At 62.0% G+C, this 16,495-nt stretch carries 16 protein-coding genes; 9 read left to right on the top strand and 7 right to left on the bottom strand.

What is annotated here, in order from left to right; genetic code table 11:
• Window positions 1-197 precede the first annotated feature (197 nt).
• On the bottom strand, window positions 198-491 hold the full coding sequence (locus AC1EJR_RS20655; RefSeq protein ID WP_477113606.1) for a helix-turn-helix domain-containing protein: 294 nt from the start codon (window positions 489-491) through the stop codon (window positions 198-200).
• 78 nt (window positions 492-569) lie between these two features.
• Between AC1EJR_RS20655 and AC1EJR_RS20660 the strand changes: the two genes are divergently transcribed.
• From AC1EJR_RS20660 to AC1EJR_RS20690, 7 genes are all read left to right on the top strand, one after another.
• Window positions 570-1,712 (top strand): replication initiation factor domain-containing protein, encoded by a 1,143-nt coding sequence (locus tag AC1EJR_RS20660; protein ID WP_477147488.1) that lies wholly within the window; start codon window positions 570-572, stop codon window positions 1,710-1,712.
• A 3-nt stretch (window positions 1,713-1,715) separates the two neighbouring features.
• Window positions 1,716-2,036 carry a hypothetical protein gene (locus AC1EJR_RS20665; protein WP_477147489.1) on the top strand — a complete coding sequence of 107 codons (321 nt, stop codon included), beginning with the start codon at window positions 1,716-1,718 and terminating at the stop codon, window positions 2,034-2,036.
• Between the two features lie 404 nt (window positions 2,037-2,440).
• Window positions 2,441-2,629 (top strand): major capsid protein, encoded by a 189-nt coding sequence (locus tag AC1EJR_RS20670; protein ID WP_441593068.1) that lies wholly within the window; start codon window positions 2,441-2,443, stop codon window positions 2,627-2,629.
• A gap of 224 nt (window positions 2,630-2,853) precedes the next feature.
• Window positions 2,854-4,179: a hypothetical protein gene (locus tag AC1EJR_RS20675; RefSeq protein WP_477147490.1), complete on the top strand. Its 1,326-nt coding sequence runs from the start codon at window positions 2,854-2,856 to the stop codon at window positions 4,177-4,179.
• Window positions 4,179-4,478, top strand: coding sequence for a DUF2523 domain-containing protein (locus AC1EJR_RS20680; RefSeq protein WP_441593072.1), 300 nt, complete (start codon window positions 4,179-4,181; stop codon window positions 4,476-4,478). Before AC1EJR_RS20675 ends, AC1EJR_RS20680 begins: the two co-directional genes overlap by 1 nt.
• Window positions 4,475-5,563 carry a zonular occludens toxin domain-containing protein gene (locus tag AC1EJR_RS20685; protein ID WP_477113610.1) on the top strand — a complete coding sequence of 363 codons (1,089 nt, stop codon included), beginning with the start codon at window positions 4,475-4,477 and terminating at the stop codon, window positions 5,561-5,563. Before AC1EJR_RS20680 ends, AC1EJR_RS20685 begins: the two co-directional genes overlap by 4 nt.
• Window positions 5,564-5,646: 83 nt before the next feature.
• Window positions 5,647-6,228: a hypothetical protein gene (locus AC1EJR_RS20690; RefSeq protein WP_477113611.1), complete on the top strand. Its 582-nt coding sequence runs from the start codon at window positions 5,647-5,649 to the stop codon at window positions 6,226-6,228.
• A gap of 1,240 nt (window positions 6,229-7,468) precedes the next feature.
• On the opposite strand, the gene AC1EJR_RS20695 is transcribed toward AC1EJR_RS20690, so the two are convergent.
• Window positions 7,469-8,005: a GNAT family N-acetyltransferase gene (locus AC1EJR_RS20695; RefSeq protein WP_092300744.1), complete on the bottom strand. Its 537-nt coding sequence runs from the start codon at window positions 8,003-8,005 to the stop codon at window positions 7,469-7,471.
• Window positions 8,006-8,308: 303 nt separating this feature from the next.
• Here AC1EJR_RS20695 and AC1EJR_RS20700 point away from each other — a divergent pair, with 303 nt between their 5' ends.
• Together AC1EJR_RS20700 and AC1EJR_RS20705 are read left to right on the top strand one after the other, a co-directional pair.
• Entirely contained in the window at window positions 8,309-9,640 is a 1,332-nt protein-coding gene (locus AC1EJR_RS20700; RefSeq protein WP_477147491.1) for an MFS transporter, read from the top strand.
• 84 nt (window positions 9,641-9,724) lie between these two features.
• Window positions 9,725-10,885 carry a porin gene (locus AC1EJR_RS20705; RefSeq protein ID WP_477147492.1) on the top strand — a complete coding sequence of 387 codons (1,161 nt, stop codon included), beginning with the start codon at window positions 9,725-9,727 and terminating at the stop codon, window positions 10,883-10,885.
• Window positions 10,886-10,936: 51 nt separating this feature from the next.
• Here the strand turns inward: AC1EJR_RS20705 and phaZ are convergent, their stop codons facing one another.
• The 5 genes from phaZ to AC1EJR_RS20730 form a co-directional block, all read right to left on the bottom strand.
• Window positions 10,937-11,779 carry a poly(3-hydroxyalkanoate) depolymerase gene (gene phaZ / locus AC1EJR_RS20710; protein WP_092300448.1) on the bottom strand — a complete coding sequence of 281 codons (843 nt, stop codon included), beginning with the start codon at window positions 11,777-11,779 and terminating at the stop codon, window positions 10,937-10,939.
• Between the two features lie 70 nt (window positions 11,780-11,849).
• On the bottom strand, window positions 11,850-12,281 hold the full coding sequence (locus tag AC1EJR_RS20715) for a phasin family protein (protein ID WP_477147493.1): 432 nt from the start codon (window positions 12,279-12,281) through the stop codon (window positions 11,850-11,852).
• A 54-nt stretch (window positions 12,282-12,335) separates the two neighbouring features.
• Window positions 12,336-14,054, bottom strand: a complete 1,719-nt coding sequence (locus AC1EJR_RS20720; protein WP_477147494.1) for an alpha/beta fold hydrolase — start codon at window positions 14,052-14,054, stop codon at window positions 12,336-12,338.
• An 11-nt stretch (window positions 14,055-14,065) separates the two neighbouring features.
• Complete coding sequence (locus tag AC1EJR_RS20725) at window positions 14,066-14,530, bottom strand: MaoC family dehydratase (RefSeq protein WP_454757812.1); 465 nt, start codon at window positions 14,528-14,530, stop codon at window positions 14,066-14,068.
• Window positions 14,531-14,570: 40 nt separating this feature from the next.
• The gene (locus tag AC1EJR_RS20730; protein ID WP_441593050.1) at window positions 14,571-16,364 is read right to left on the bottom strand and encodes an acyl-CoA dehydrogenase; all 1,794 of its coding nucleotides are present in this window, start codon (window positions 16,362-16,364) and stop codon (window positions 14,571-14,573) included.
• Window positions 16,365-16,495 lie beyond the last annotated feature (131 nt).

Raw genomic sequence — 16,495 nt, forward strand, 5'->3', positions numbered from 1 at the left:
CAACTTCGCGCATGCTCATGGTCACCAATCCTTGTCTGTGCATGGCTGCCTCCCAAAGCGCCCGACGAAACTCGGAGCGTACGGGGAGGCAGCCTCAGGTGACATCTCTATTCGTCGCAAAGGTGACATTACTAATAACGGCCAACATCGTTCAGATGCATAATCTATCAAAGGTTCAATCAAGCTTTAGGCTGCTATCACCACGCGGGAACCCAATCCCGGCGCGGCTTGACGAGTGATAGCAGCTTCTTAAAACCCTCGGAAAAAATTTCCAATCCGCGACGCTTCGCGTCCTCTTGGGCGAGGGTAATGAACACGTCGCGCGGGTCCATTCCGGCTTCCTTAGCCAACATCATCGCAGTCGCGTAATCGGGCAGGCGTTCACCTCGCGCATAGCGATTGAACGTCTGCTGCGGCACGCCCATGGCCTGGGCCGCCTTGGTGACACTCCGTCCGTGAAGTGCCTTCGCTATCAATTCTTGGTAGCTCATAGAAATCCCCAATTTCTCCGTCGACTCCAATCGGAGTTATTTTCGCTCCACTCCAAACGGAGTCGGCTCCAAACGGAGTTGCAGACGAAGAATAACTGGTTTACGACCAATGAGGGGTTGTTGATGGCACGACGCGTTGTAGCTCGTCCCAACCGTGATTACCTGGTGCGTGAGGGCCTGACGGCCGCCCCGGCGGCGCGCAGCGACGCCGTGCGGCCGGCGGGTCCTTCCCCCCGGACTGTAAAACGGGGGGAAAGTGCTAAACGCGAGGCACAGCAGACGATCATCGATTGGTTGACGTTCACCTTCCTGCCGGACGGCTCCATCGGCGAGGCGCTCGAGCAGCTGTCACGCTACTTCCATCTCTGGTTCTCCATCCCTGTCACCTTTCGCCCCAATGGCTATGGCTTCCGGCGCTATGAGTCGAGCACGGATGTGCTCGCGTACGTCAACGGCGAGACCGTTCGCCTGGGCATCATCGGCGCCGGTGGGGAGCACGTCGCCGGGACGGTCTGCCTGGACTTGTCCGGTGTCGGCTGTGCGGCGGTGGTCGACTGGGACGCCGTGTACGCGACGGTGCAGGACCTCGATGCCCGCATCACGCGGTGCGATCTGGCGCGGGATTTCTGCGAGGGCGAGGTCTCGGTAGATCAAGTCGAGAGCCTGTATTTCGCGGGCGAGTTCAACGCGGGTGGCCGGATTCCGGTGTATCGCCGCATCGAGAGCGGCGTAGCCGGGGCAGGGGCGTGTGGTGGTCGGACGCTCGAGATCGGCCGGCGCAAGAACGGCAAGATGCTGCGCGCCTACGAGAAGGGCCGTCAGCTCGGTAAGCAGGACAGCGAGTGGCTGCGTATCGAGATCGAGTTCCGCTCCAAGGACCGCGTGGTCGAGCACGACATTCTCATTCGGCGCGACAGCTACTTCGTGGGCGCATACAAGGCGCTCGAAGCGTTCCTTGAGGCCGATCCGGTGCGTCTTGCGACGGACCAGAAGGCGGCGCTCAACGTCCAGGACGAGATCGCTCTCGAACGCGCCCTGGATCACGCAGCACACCAGTACGGCAAGGCGTTCGCCTGTGCGCGTCTGAGTCCCAGGTATCTCAACGACGCCGCAGTGGTAGTTCGGATCAGCCGTAAGGGTGTCCCGGCCTCGCTGCACAAATCTGCTCTGGCGCGGCACGTGTACGGCGGGCACGAACCTCCGCCGGTCTACCAGGAGTGAACGATGGAAATGATGGCAAAGGTCACCGTGCGCGGTGCGAAGTTCTGGGTTGGGAACATGGAYGGTAAGCAGCTGGACACCGGCACGATCTACACCGATGTCGAACTGCGTGGCCAGGACTCGAAGGGCGTTTGCACGCAGGCGCTGAAGTGCGAGAACTCGGCTGTGGTCAAGGGCGTCATCAACAATCCGTTCCCGTTCATTGCCGAGGTGACGATGGTTGAAACGAGCAACGGCAAGGATGGCGGTGACGTGAAGATCATCACCGGCATTCGTCCGCTGCAACGTGTCCAGGAGGACAAGTCGCAGAAGGTGGGCGCGTAATGCTGCGGCTCTGGCTCATGTCGTTCGTGTCGGAGGGCGCTGCGGTCGAGTTGGTTCGCCGTAAGCGTGCGCGTGCGTTGCACAAGGCGTATCGCCGCGTGGGCCGGGGCTGAGGATGGCGCTCTGTGTCCAGGTCAGTGGTGATGGGTCGTTGGCTGTGGTGAACCCCCAGCCGAGTGACATGACGCAGTGCGCTTACGTGGTTCAGTCGTCTACGGAGTACTTCAACAACCCGTTGGCGCTGAGTGCGCAGGATGGCGGCACCATCGGTGCGGCGATCTTGCTGGTGTGGGCCGGCGCATATGCGATTCGGGCGGTGCTCGGGTCGTTGTCGGCTGGTGATGATCCGTCAGCGTCCAGCTGACAGCGTGCCGGCGCTATCCGGCTTTCTCGGGAGAATCCCTATGCGTTTCATTCGTTCCGCTGTGGTGGGTGGTGTGGCACTGGCTGCTGGTGCTGCTAACGCGGCTGTCGATACCTCGGTGTCCACGGCTCTGTCGACGGCTGCTGTCGACGCGGCTACGGTCGGTGCCGGCGTGATCCTGATCGTCCTGGCGGTCAAGGCCGTCAAGTGGCTGCGCTCGGCGCTGTAAAGCTCGCCCTGCAGGTTTGGGCGGTCGATATCGGATCGGTGGCGGGTGCGGTGCTGCTGATCCGAGTCGCCATCAAGGTCGGGTTCTGGTGGCGGTCGTATGTGCGGTGACTCGGGGGCTACGGCCCCCGATTTTCTTGGGGAACGGGAATGGGGATTTTCGTGGTGATTGCGGTAGTGGGGGCGGCATGGATCATGTTCACGCATCGATAAGGGGAGTCATCTATGCAATCGTGGTTCTCAGTTGTTGCGGCTGTGCCGCGCTCGATACGGCGCCGGCTGGGTCGTGTGCTCGCCTTGGTGGTGGTCTGTGCATTTTTCCTKATCGCGGTTTCTGAAGCGCGTGCTGAGAATGTCAACTATTGGTCGACCCCGTGGGTGACTGCGAGTGGTGGAGCGACGTGTCGGAACTACACGGAGAATTGCTCGGCTCAGGCTGCATGCGAGTCGTTTCGTGTAGCGAACCAGGCGAGCAAGGAACTGACGCAGATCGTGTTGCTGAATGCCCGCACGGGATCGTGTTATTTGCGTGACAAGGGCCAGACGGGGGTTGGCTCGGCGTGGTCGAGTATTACGAGCAACGTGGACTATGTTTCTACGCCTCAGCCGCAGGATTGCACAGCAGCGTCGGTAAAAAACAAGTACGTGGGAGCGTGGGTCGTTGGCTCGGCGACGAGCGCACCGGGTACGGCTTGCATTCAGGGTTGCGCATATCCGCAGGGCTCAATAGCGGTGGCCGGCTCTTTCGGCTATGGCATGTCCATTGGCGCTGGAACAGGTGCAACATGCTCGGGTGCGAACTACACGAGTATCGATACGACGACAAAGAAGGACGATCCGCCTTCGTTGGTGAGTTGCGCGCAGAAGGGGCAGATCTACGGCACGGTGAATGGGGTGGGTCAGTGTGCGAAGCCCGGTGATGTACCTGGTTCGTCAGTGAAGCAGACCGGCACGAGTACCACCACTAACACGGACGCCAGTGGTGTTCAGGCTGCGCCGCAATCGACGGGTACCACGACGACGATTACGAACAATAACGGCGTCACCAATGTCACGCAGACCAAAACGAACCCGGACGGCACCAAGACCGAGACCACAGAGCCCATCGATATGTTCTGTGCTAAGAATCCCAACKATTCGGCATGCAAGGCGAATTCGTCAGCGGAAGGTGGTGCGGACTGTGTGGCGCCACCGGTGTGCAAGGGTGATGCAGTGCAGTGCGCGATGCTGAATCAGCAGTGGCATACGAGGTGCGATTTGCAGCAGCCGAACGATGCTTCGGCGCTCGGCCAGCAGCTGGTGGCGGGGAATGACCCGGCAGGGAATCCCGCGAGTCCGTCTCAGCGGACGGTGACGCCAATCGCGACCGCGCTCGACCAATCGCCGTTTCTCGGCGGCGGCGGGTTGTCCGACAAGGTGGTCACGGTGTCGGGTCAGTCGATTACGCTGCCTTTCTCGAAGCTGAACCAGTATCTCGAATGGTTGGGCCGCATCTTTGTCGTTATCTCGCTGATTGGCGCGCTGCGCATCGTTCTCGGAGGGTTTAAGTAATGCCGACAATTCTGCTTGCATTGCTCGGCGGGCTGGCGCTCGTCGTCGGTTCGTTGGTCGGGCGTGTGCTGATCGCCCTTGGCATTGGCTATGTCAGCTTTACGGGGCTGACCGCGTTCGTCGGCTCGATCAAGGATTTGATCCTTCAGAACCTGTATGCGCTGCCGCCTGAGTTCGTGCAGGTGATGAGTTTGGTCAAGCTCGATACCTGCATCAGCATCTTGTTTTCGGCCATCTCGGTACGGCTGGTGCTCGAAGGGCTTTCGTCGGACACCATTACGAAAATGGTGATCAAATGACCGCAGTGGTTACGTTGGTGACTGGCTTGCAGGGCAACGGCAAAACGTTGTTCACCATTGATGAGGTGAAGAAGCTTGCCGAGAAAGAAGCGCGGCCGGTGTACTACCACGGCATCAATAATTTGATGCTGCCTTGGACGCGTCTTGAAAAGCCGGAGGACTGGCCAGACGTGCCGCCCGGTTCGATTGTGGTTCTCGATGAGGCGCAACAGGCGTACCGGCTTCGGGCCAATGGGTCGGCGGTGCCTCGTCATGTGGCTGCGCTTGAAACATTGCGGCATAACGGGATCAGCCTTTTCCTGATCACGCAGCATCCGATGCTGATTGACACTAATGCGCGACGGCTGGTTGGTCGGCATCTGCACCTGGTGCGCAAGTTCGGCGCTCAGTCTTCGAGCCTTCATGAGTGGAATGCGGTGCGCGAGAACTGCGACAAGCCGGCGGGGCGTAGGGACTCGATCCGCAAGACGTTCAAGTTTCCCAAGACCGTCTACGGTCTGTACAAGTCGGCTGAGGTGCATACGGTTAAGCGGAAGATTCCGACAAAGGTCCTGGCCATCATTCCGCTGGTGCTGGCCGCGATGGCGTTCCTTGGGTATGTCGGTTATCGGAAGGTCTATATGCCTATGCACGGGGAGTCTGAGGAGGCGGCGGCGATCAAAGCGCATGCACCTGGTCGTGCACCCGGTGCTATTGCGTACGGGACGGAAGGGGACCGGCGGTCGCGGCCGCTTTCGACTGGCGAGTACATCCAGGCTTACACCCCGCGCATTGCTGGCCTGGACTATACGTCGCCCGTGTACGACCAGCTCACGCAGCCGAAGCGTGTTCCTGTGCCGGCGGCGTGCGTGACTGGCAAGAACCGGTGTCAGTGCTACACGCAGCAGGGCACGAAGCTCCAGGTCAACACGGACCAGTGCCAGCAGATCGTTCGGGACGGGTTCTTCATGGCCTTTGACGCCGATGGTGTCCAGGAGCGGCCGCGCCAGGTTGAACCGTCTCGAGACTATGGCCAGCAGCTCGCCGCGGCTGGTCGGCCGGTCGATCCAATCAGCCTCGAGGTGTTCGACCGTGGCGGGCGGTAATTTTCGTTACGCTGGAACGTGTAACAGTAATTGAATATTCGTTACGAGTAACGTAAAATACAGGCATAGACACGGAGGCAAATATGCGTGACGTAACGGATAGTCGGACTGGCGAGTTGGAAGTGGGCGAGGCGAAGCGCGGTCGTGGCCGGCCTCGCAAGCTTGGTGCGCTGTCGAATGCCGAGCGCCAAGCCGCGTATCGGGCTCGTAGGCGCGCTGAACGCGTGTCGCCTATGCATCGACCTGTCGTCGATCCTGAAGCGCTCCTGGACGTGGCGGATCTGGAAGACGACATGGCCGAGTTGCGAGCCGAGCTGGATGCCACGAAGGCGGAGCTGGCCGAAGCTCACGAGACGATTGACGAGATGCAGCGTCGTATCTGTGAGTTGTTGTCGGAGCGTGCTGGGCGTGGCAACAAATATGCGGAAACCGTTACGGGTACTGGTAACGGAAATCCAGTGTCGTTTGAGCTGATGATTGACACGATGGTGCAGTTGCGCAGGGCTCGCAAGACATTGGAGCAGGGTGCGATTTTCTCGAAGGGGCCGCTCAAGGACTGGCCCGCATTGGGGCTGAGCGTGGAGCAGCACAGCCGGTTATGGGACGCCATCTGTCCTTCGTCAAAAGGCGTTACGCCCAAGCGCGTAACGAAAAAGGGCGCCTAGGGTGAGAGATGACTGCGCTGTACTCGAGGGAATATCACCTCCACGAGAAMGATGCCGTCGATATCGGTCTCATATAGGACTTTGCCGCATATAGGGCAGGGCGCAGCAGTGTGCACCGGTTCGCCTCTGAGGCCGAGCTGAAATTCGGAGATCTCGACCGTCGTTCCGCAGATGCACTCGATTTCGTCGATATGGTTCATAGCCGCTCACCTGGTCATTGATACCCTGTGCAGCATGCCATTTCGAGCAACCTTGGTACATCGCCCGAACGCGGGTGACAAGCTTCTGTGGCCACAGATTCGGTTTCGGCTGCATCTAGCGTTAGGAGTGTCCGCGCCCAGGCAGAACCGCGTATTGCATTCAGCCTGGGCAACCCTCGTGGCTGTTGTCGAGCGGCTCAGCGAGGCTGGCGGGACCGAGTAGCGGGTCTCACCAGGAGCGCCGGCTTTGAGCTCGAAGCGATCAGGCAGACCACCCTTCTACAAGTCGCCTTTTTTGGTCCACTCCACATTTACCGGCGGTTCCTTTTGATGAGCACGACTCTCTTTTGTCGCTGGTGCCGGTAGGCGACAGACGAGAACGTCTGCTGGCAACGGTTCAGTGCATGGCGGGCTTCCGAATACTTCGCCATATTGCTKACCGGTGATGTCGGTGTAGCCCGGCGGGCAAGGATCGTATTCGGTCGTGATTTTGGTACCGTTTCTGCATTTCGCTGCCTGAACTGTGGTAGCAGTCAGGCAGACCAGAAGGGCGACGAGGGCTGCACGCATTTGCGGTCTTATTATTCGTTACGGATGTCGTAACGATAACACGCGACCTACTGTGGATAGGATCCGAAAATCTCCCGGTAGGCTCGTATCGCGTCCAGGCCGTGCATGCGGAGGGTGTCGATGGTCCAGGCAGGGATAGGCCGTCGGCCCGTCTGCCAGTCCCGGATAGTTCTGTCGCATCTGCGCAATAGACGAGAAAGGTGTTTGCGTGGTAGGCCGCTGGTGTATTTGTCGAATTCAGTTGGACTGACCCAGCGCCTGGACGGGTTCTTCATGACCTCTCCGGCAACAAAAAAGCCAGCACCTTATGTGCTGGCTTTTACGTTTTGAACCCCCGGTTCTGGGGGCTTGGTATTTGACGTAATGACTTCTTCTGACCCCTACTGCCTGATCGAACCTTTATGCATAATCTATCTTATGTTAAATACAATTCGTACTCCGGTGCCCCAACCATCCCGATCAACACTCTCTTACAGCGCAAGGGTCACCACGCGCAGCGTCGTGTCGTCGGGACACGGTACGTCGGCAAATCCTAAGCGGTGAGCCAATCGCCGCATCGCGGTGTTCGATGACAGGACATAGCCTTCCATGGATCGGTAACCGCGGCGGCGAGCGGTGTCGATTAGCGTGCTCAGCAGTCGGCTGGCAAGGCCAAGCCCATGCCAGTCATCGACGATCGTGACCGCAAACTCGCAGGTATCGTTGCCGGGCGCCGCGGCATAGCGCACGCCCCCCACAATAGACGGGCCCTTGCCTTTGGTGGCTACTGCCACCAGGGCAAGCTCGCACTCCGGCGACGGATGCGTTGCGTGCTCGAGCATGGCTTCGGGTAGCTGTTGCATGGCGGCCATGAATCTCGTGTAACGCGCGTCGGCGGAAAGTCTGTCGAACGCCGCCAGCAGGCCAGCCCTGTCGTCTTCGGCAATCTCCCGAACCAGCACCTCCCGTCCATCGCGCAGCAACACGCTGAACGGCACGAATGTTGTTGTGTCAGGCTTGTCTTGCATGGCAACCGTGTCGTTAGGGAAAAGACGAGTTCGATGCATTCGCCTCGTCGCATTTCATACTAGCTGACCCGGTGCAGTTCGCCGAAGTCGGCGTCGGACCACCGGACACGGCATCCGGGCCCTCAGGTTTTCCCGGACTATCCCGAAAAGCAAAATGCATGTCCCGAACGGTCAAACCGTACGCAACTGATTCTAGATACTTGCTTCCGTTGCGACCGGACGTTGGCAAGCGCCATGGAAGGACGCGTCAGCGCCTCGGCTCAAGTGGCCGGGAGTCGTCAAAGTGATCCTTCTGAGGTATTCATGCTCGAACAACGTTCCACATTTCCGACCATGGCAGCAGATCCAGTCAGGCCAGTCGGACTCCACTACTACTCGTGGGTAGTGTTCGCGCTGGGCTTTGGTCTGCTGCTGTCAGACTACATGTCGCGCCAGGTGCTCAATGCCGTATTTCCGCTACTGAAGCAGGAATGGGCGCTGACCGATACGGAACTCGGCGCGCTCGGCGGCATTGTTGCGCTGATGGTGGGGATCCTGACATTGCCACTGTCTGTCCTCGCGGACCGCTGGGGCCGGGTCAAGAGCCTCATGCTGATGGCCGGCTTGTKGAKCCTCGCTACGCTCGGCTGTGCCGTGGCGACGAACTTCGGCGAAATGTTCATCGCCCGACTGTGCGTGGGCGTCGGCGAAGCCGCCTATGGCAGCGTGGGCATTGCCATGGTGCTGTCGGTATTTCCCCGCCGCTTGCGCTCCAGCCTGAGCGCCGCGTTCATTGCCGGCGGCCCGTTCGGATCGGTGCTGGGAATGGCCCTGGGCGGCACCCTCGCCGCTCATCTCGGGTGGCGCTGGGCGTTCGCCGCGATGGCCATCTTCGGCCTGATACTCGTAGCCGTGTTTCGCTTCGTGGTGACGGAACCGCGCCTGAAGGCGCAGCGCGCGCGGATTGGCGAGGACAAGGGCGACGCGGGAGCACCCAAACGCCTGGCTTTGCGGCCCCTGGTATCCGCCCTGTTCTCGGCCCCTTCGATTCTTTGTACCTATGTCGGCAGCGCCATGCAGTTGCTGGTCACGGGCGCCCTGCTTGCGTGGATGCCGAGCTACCTGTCACGCTACTACGGCATGGCGACGGACCGTGCAGGCCTGACAGCCGCAGGCTTCGTGCTGGCGGCCGGCGCAGGCATGATTGCCTGCGGTGCGCTGACCGACTGGGCCGCCCGCAATGCCCCGACCCGCAAGTGGCTGATGGCCATTGCCTACAGCACCACCAGCTGCGTGCTGCTCGTGGCGGCCTTCCACACGCCGGCGGGCACGACGCAAATGGTCCTGATCTTTGCCGGCATGCTACTGGTCGGCGGTACGGCCGGACCGGCGAGCGCCGTGGTGGCCAACCTCACGCATCCCAGCATTCACGCGACGGCCTTCGCCACGCTCACGCTCGCCAACAACCTGCTGGGCCTTGCGCCCGGTCCCTTTGTGACGGGACTGCTCGCCGACAGAATCGGTTTGCTTGGCGCCCTGCAGATCATTCCGCTGGCCGGCCTGTGCGCCACATTGTGTTTCGCGATCGGGCGCAAGTACTACGCCGCCGACCTGCGTCGCATCGAGACCGAGCGCGCCTCGCAGGCACAGACCTGACCGCCCTCCCCAACTCTCCTATGATGAGTGCCATGGGAGGGTCCGACGTCGCATCTCCATGCAAGATGATGGGAGGAGACCGGGGTGAAACTGAAGAACATCGCCATCGCATCGCTGCCCCTGTGTTCTGGGGCGGCATTTGCGCAGTCTAGCGTCACGCTCTACGGTGTGGCGGATGTGAACGTCGAGTATGTCAATCACCTGGGCGTTGTACCTACGGCGTTCAATCAGTTCAATCGCGGGCCATCCCATGACGTCGCCCGTATGACCTCGGGCGGACTGGCCGGGTCGCGTTGGGGCCTGCGTGGTGTTGAAGACCTCGGTAGTGGCTTGAAATCCATCTTTGTCCTGGAAAGCGGCTTCAATCTGGAGACCGGCACCTCGCAGCAAAGTGGCCGCCTGTTCGGCCGCCAGGCGTTGGTGGGCCTGCAGAGTTCTTATGGCCAGGTCAGTTTTGGCCGCCAGTACACCTCGATGTTCGAGATGCTCGCGAATTACTCGCCGACCGCCTATGCCACGCAGTACGAGCCCATCATCCTGCAATCGGGCCCGAATTTCCGCGAAGACAACACCATCAAGTACAGCGGCCAGTTTGGCCCGGTGAAGGCAATTGCACACTGGTCCTTTGGCGTCGGGGTGGCCMTGCCCGCGACGGTCGGCATCGCGACGCCGATTGGTGGCAATGGCGAGGTGCCTGGCCAGTTTCGGCGCGACTCCGCCTACGGGGCTGCCGTGGCGTATGAAGCGGGTCCGATTGGCCTCACCATCGGCTACGACCAGTGGAATCCGACCATCGATACGAGCAGTGGCACCGTCAGGAAGGCCGTGGTCGGCGCCAGCTACGCCTACGGCCCGGCCAGGATCATGGGCGGTTATCGCTGGGGTCGAAACACGAATGCGGCGGACGTTATGTTTCAGCGTGACGATTTCTACTGGATCGGTGCGATCTACCAGGTCTCCCCTGCCGTGGGCCTCACGCTCGAATACAACTACGACAACGTGAAGAGTCTGTACGGCAACACGCAAGTGGCCAACCCATGGCAGATCGCCTTCGTCGCGAACTACGCGTTCTCGAAGCGTACCGATGTCTATGTGACCACGGCGTTCGCCAGGAACGCCGGCCTGATGCTCGAATCGCTGGCAACCGTCTACGCCAACAGCCTGTCGCTGGGCAACAGCTATGCCCTTGGCAACGGGCAGAGCACGATGATCGGTGCAGCCGTAGGCCTGCGTCACAAATTCTGACTAAAGCGAATCTGACAAAGGTGGCCTCCCGGATTCCGGGKGACCACTGCGTCAGGCCTGAGGCTGACGCAGGAAACGCAGCACCACCGTTGCTGCTTCGCTGACGCGAGTCAGGAGAAAGAGGTGTCCATCGTCGAAGATGTGGAGCGCTGCATGTCGAATGCGCGAAGCGAGGATCCTGGCATTGACCAGGGGCACGATGGGATCGTCGGAGCCGTGCATGACCAGCGTGGGCTGGCCCAGAGCGCCGAGCCACAACAGGCTGCTCCATCCCCATGCCGCCAGCAACTGGTACACATAGCCGCGGCCGCGCGGCGGATGCATATGCCGGCCGTGCGCTTCCAGCAATCCGGGATCGTCGCGGAAGGCACCGCCATAGATATCGGCGCCCACGCGCCGCAGGTAGTCCGGGTCGTTATAGCGGCGCGCGCCGATCATCTTCGAGAGGACCGACACGCTACCCGGCACCATGATCACGCCGGGCGACGTTGCCGCCAGCACAAGGCGCCGGCAGCGCATCGGGTAGAGATGCGCGAACTCCTGCGCGAGCGCCCCGCCCCAGGAAACGCCGAGCACGTCGACCTGCCCTTCATAGCCGAGATGGCCAAGCAGTTTGTCGGCGAGCACGCACAGGTTGGACAGACGATAGGGAAGCAGCGGCGCGGGAGAACCGCCAGCGCCGGGGACATCGAAGATGATCACTTCGACACCCTCGAGCGCATCGACGAACGGTTCGACGAGTTCGAGATTGGCGCCGATACCGTTGAACATGAGGAGCGGCGGCCCCGCATCGTTGCCGGGCCGGATGCCGACCCGCAGCACCTGTCCATCCAGGTCTACGGTCCGGATTGCCATCTTGTGGCCAGATTCAACGCTGGCACCGTTTATTGTCATCAAGTCGTCCTGGATGCATTGCCCTGAAGCGGGCGGGACGGCACGGCCCGGGGAGGCCGTGCCGCGGGGGTTACGGCTTGGGGCGCAGGATGCTCTTCACTTCTTCCACGTTCTCCGCGAAACGCTTGCCGACCACGGCAAAGCTGTCGGCTTGCGTCTTGTACACGGTGTCGGTCAGGCCGCGCAGACCGGTCACGGCCTTGTTCAGGCTGAGCGGCAGCAGGTCGGTCACGCGCACAGCCGAAGCCTTGGCGTCATCGCCCTGCTTCGGCGTGCCGAGCGACTGCAGATCGGCTGCGGTGCCACTCAGGTACTCGGCCTGCAGACGGACCAGCGATTGCAGGCCGCTCAGCAGCGCGAGATTGACGCCGGCCAGCGCCTCGATGTCCTTGCGACGGGACTCCAGGATCGCCACCGGGTCAAGGCGGTTGTGTTTGACGAAGTCAAACAGCTTCTTGTGCGGGGCGAACGCGCCCGCGGTGTTGGTMGATTCCATCTTCATGGTCTCCATTCAGGTTGCGTTGAAAAACTGGGAACACTGCGACATGGCCGGGCGTCAGGCTTCGATCACGTAGCGTCCGGGGGCTTCGCCGCACGGTGCGTGGCGTGCGTTGCCAGGCGCCAAGGGTGCGTTGCGCTTCGGGCCGGACCGCTGCTTCAGCCACTGGCTCCAGTGGTTCCACCACGAATCGGACGTGGCCTCGGCGCCGTCCAGCCAGGCTTGCGGGTCGGACGTATCGTCGCCGTTCACGAAGAACTTCGCCTTCGCGTTGCCGGGCGGGTTGATCAGGCTTTGAATGTGGCCGCTGGAGCTCAGGACGAATTCGGTCTGTCCGCCAAAGGCACGTGCGGCGCGGTACACGCCCTGCCACGGGGTGATATGGTCGGTGACGCCGGCCAACACGAACTTGTCGCAGGCGACCTTCGACAGATCGATGGGCTCGCCCAGCACCGTCAGCGCGCCCGGGGTGGCAAGCAGGTTGTCCGAGAGGATGTCGAGCAACTGGCAATGGAATCCTGCGGGCAGCCGCGTCGTGTCGTTATTCCAGTACAGGACATCAAACGCCGGCGGCGCCTTGCCAAGCAGGTAGTTGTTGACCCAGTAGTTCCACACCAGATCATTGGGCCGCATCCATGCGAATACCCGGCCCAGTTCCTCGCCGTCGAGCACACCCCTCGCCTGGCTGCTTTGCCGCGCGGTGGTAACGGCCTCCGGCGTGGCGAACAGGCCTAGCTGAGACTGCTCGTCCAGGCCGAAGACGGACACCATCAGCGTGGCGGCATGTACCAGTTTCTCGCCACGGCTTGCGCAATAGCCCATCAGCGCCGCCATTGTCATCGCGCCGGCGCAGGCGCCATGCAGGTTCACATCATCACTGTCGGTGATATCGCGGATGGCATGGATCGCTTCGATCAGCGCCGCCACGTAGGTGTCGAGATTCCACTCGCGCTGCGCGGCAGTCGGATTGCGCCAGCTCACCATGAACACCTGGAATTCCTGCCCCACCAGGTACTCGACGATGCTCTTGCCCGAAGCGAGGTCGAACACATAGAACTTGTTGACCTGGGGCGGCACGATAAGCTGCGGGCGAGCGTGGACTTTGGCCGTGACGGGCGTGTACTGGATCAGTTCGAGTATGTCATTGCGGAAAACCACCGTTCCCGGTGTCTTGGCCAGATCCTTGCCAACACGAAACGCGCCCTTGTCGACCTGGGAAGGCATGCCCTGATTGGTCAGGGCATCGGTMAGCAGGTTGGTCATCCCGGAGAGCAGGCTGAGACCGCCCGATTCGAAAGTCTCCCGGAGCGCCGCCGGGTTGCCCAACAGCATATTGGTCGGCGCCAGCGCATCGAAAACGAGTGATGTGAAGAACTGCGCGCGCTCCTTGCTGCGTGCATCCATGACAGAGCGGCTGACAAAGCCGGCCGCGGCATCCCGCCACGCAAGGTAGCCCTGCAGCGGCATGCGGAACAGCGGGTTGTCATGCCACTCCCGGTCCGCAAAGCGACGGTCGCGGGCTGGCGGGGCACTGGCCGTGCCGGCGAGCACGCGCAGCAGGTCATGCGCCAGTTGCGTCTGCTGTTCCAGCAGCAGCGCGGGCTCCTGAACGCATTGCGTGCCGATCTGGTGGGCGGTGGAAGCCAGATCCTCCGGGCGCAGGCCCACAAAGGGATTGGGGACGGCGGCGATGGCGCCACCGCTGTCGGGCAAGGCCGGCCGATTGGCCTTGGTTGGCTTGCCGGCCTTGCCTGTACGTTGCTTCGTCATTTCCATGGTTTCTCTCCTCAGGCCACCAGCAATGCCAGCGACTCGGCGACCAGAGCCGGCCGGGCCTGGCCCTCGATCTCCATGGTGTTCTCCGTCCTCAGCATGATGCGGCCTTCGCCTTTGTCCTCTGCCGCGAGCAGCTTCACACGATTGCGCACCCGGGCGCCGGCCCTCACCGGCGTCAGGAAGCGCGTTTTCTCCAGCCCGCAGTTCACGGCCGCTTTCGCATCGACCGGGACGATGCCCATGCGGGTCAGCTGGCCGCCCAGCAGGGAAAGCGTGAGGAACCCGTGCGCGACGGTGCCGCCAAACGGGCTTTCGCGACCCGCCCGGTCCACGTCCACGTGGATCCACTGGTGGTCGTCCGTGCAGTCTGCAAATGCATCGATGCGCGCCTGATCGATCTCGACCCAGTCCGATACGCCCAACTCCTGGCCGACGAACGCGCCAAGCGTCGCCATGCTGTAACCGTCGATTTTCATGCTGCTGTCCTTCAATGTGTCGGGGTCTGGTCTGACTGCGTCAGAACTGCGCGTCGTTCAAGGCCAGGAATCCGTCCGTGCCGGCGACACTGGTGATCGCCGCCTCCATGGCCGGCGCGCGCACCAGGATATGGTTGGCAAAGAACGCCGCGGTGGCGATCTTGGCGCCGTAGAAGGCCTCGTCCTCGTGATGCTTCTCGATGGCAACGATGAGCGCCCGCGCCATCTGCCATCCGGTCAGCACAATGCCAGCCAGCTTCAGGTAGGCCACGCTGGCACCGAACACGGCGTTGGCATCGGTACGCGTTTTCGCGACGACGAACTCGATGACGTTCGCCAGTGCGGTGTGCGCCGCGCTCAGACGCTTGTACATTGCGCTGCATGCCGCATTGGCGCCACGTTCCGCGAGCGCGACAAGCGTGTCGTCGATCTGCGCGAGGATGGCCCGTGCGGTGGCGCCGCCGTCGCGCACGGTCTTGCGGCCAATCAGATCGTTGGCCTGGATGGCGGTGGTGCCTTCATAGATCGGCAGGATGCGCGCATCGCGGTAGTGTTGCGCCGCACCCGTTTCCTCGATAAAGCCCATGCCGCCGTGCACCTGCACGCCGAGGCTGGTGACCTCCAGCGACATCTCCGTGCTCCATCCCTTGATGACGGGCACGAGGTATTCGTAGACCGCGGCATGTTGCGCGCGCGTCTCGGGATCGGCAGCGGCGTGCGCGATGTCCGAGTAGCCAGCCGCCACCAGCGCGAGCGCCCGTGCGCCTTCGGTCAGCGCCCGCATTTCGGTCAGCATGCGGCGAACGTCGGGGTGCCGGATGATCGGGACGGGTTCCTTTGCCGTGCCGTCCACCGGGCGGCTCTGCACGCGATCCTTCGCGTAGGCGACGGCCTGCTGGTATGCGCGATCCGAAATCGCGATGCCCTGCACGCCCACGCCAAAGCGCGCCGAATTCATCATGACGAACATGTATTCCAGGCCGCGGTTCTCTTGCCCGATCAGGTAGCCCGTGGCGCCGCCGTGATCGCCGAACTGAAGCACGGCGGTCGGGCTGGCCTTGATGCCGAGCTTGTGCTCGATCGACACGCACTGGACATCGTTGCGCGCCCCCAGCGAGCCGTCATCGTTGACGAGGAACTTCGGCACCAGGAACAGCGAGATGCCCTTCACGCCTTCGGGTGCGTCCGGCGTGCGTGCCAGCACCAGATGCACGATGTTCTCGGCCATGTCGTGCTCGCCGTACGTGATGAAGATCTTGGTGCCCGATACCTTGTAGGCGCCGTCCGCCTGACGCACGGCACGCGAGCGCACCAGCGCGAGGTCGGAGCCGGCCTGCGGCTCGGTGAGGTTCATCGTCCCGGTCCATTCGCCTGCGATCAGGCGCGGCAGGTAGCGCTGCTGCAGTTCGTCGGAGCCCGCCGTGAGCAGTGCCTCGATGGCGCCGTCGGTCAGCAGCGGACACAGCGCGAAGGACATGTTTGCCGCGTTCATCATCTCGATGCATGGCGTGGCGACCAGCTTGGGCAATCCCTGTCCGCCGAATTCGGTCGGATGGACCACGCCTTGCCAGCCGCCTTCCCCGAACTGGCGAAACGCCTCCTTGAAGCCGGCCGTGGTCCGCACTTCACCGTCGTGCCAACTGCTCGGGGCCCTGTCCCCTGCCACGTTCAGCGGCGCCAGGACCTCGCCGTGGAATTTCGCGGCCTCATCGAGAACCGCCTCGACCGTCTCCGGGGTGGCGTCCTCGAAACCGGGAAGCGTGGCAATCTTTGTGAGTCCGGCCAGATCCCGGATAACAAACAGCATGTCCTTGGTGGGTGCGGTATAGCTCATCTCGTGCCTCTTTATCTTGAGATGCAGCGCCCGCGGCTCGGTGGCCTGCTGCGCTGCGACATTGACGGAGTGATCGTAATGTCCGGCAGCGCAAAGCCGATTACCCGAACTGGCCCATTCGCTGACAAATC

The organism is Cupriavidus sp. 05T42 (assembly GCF_056396345.1).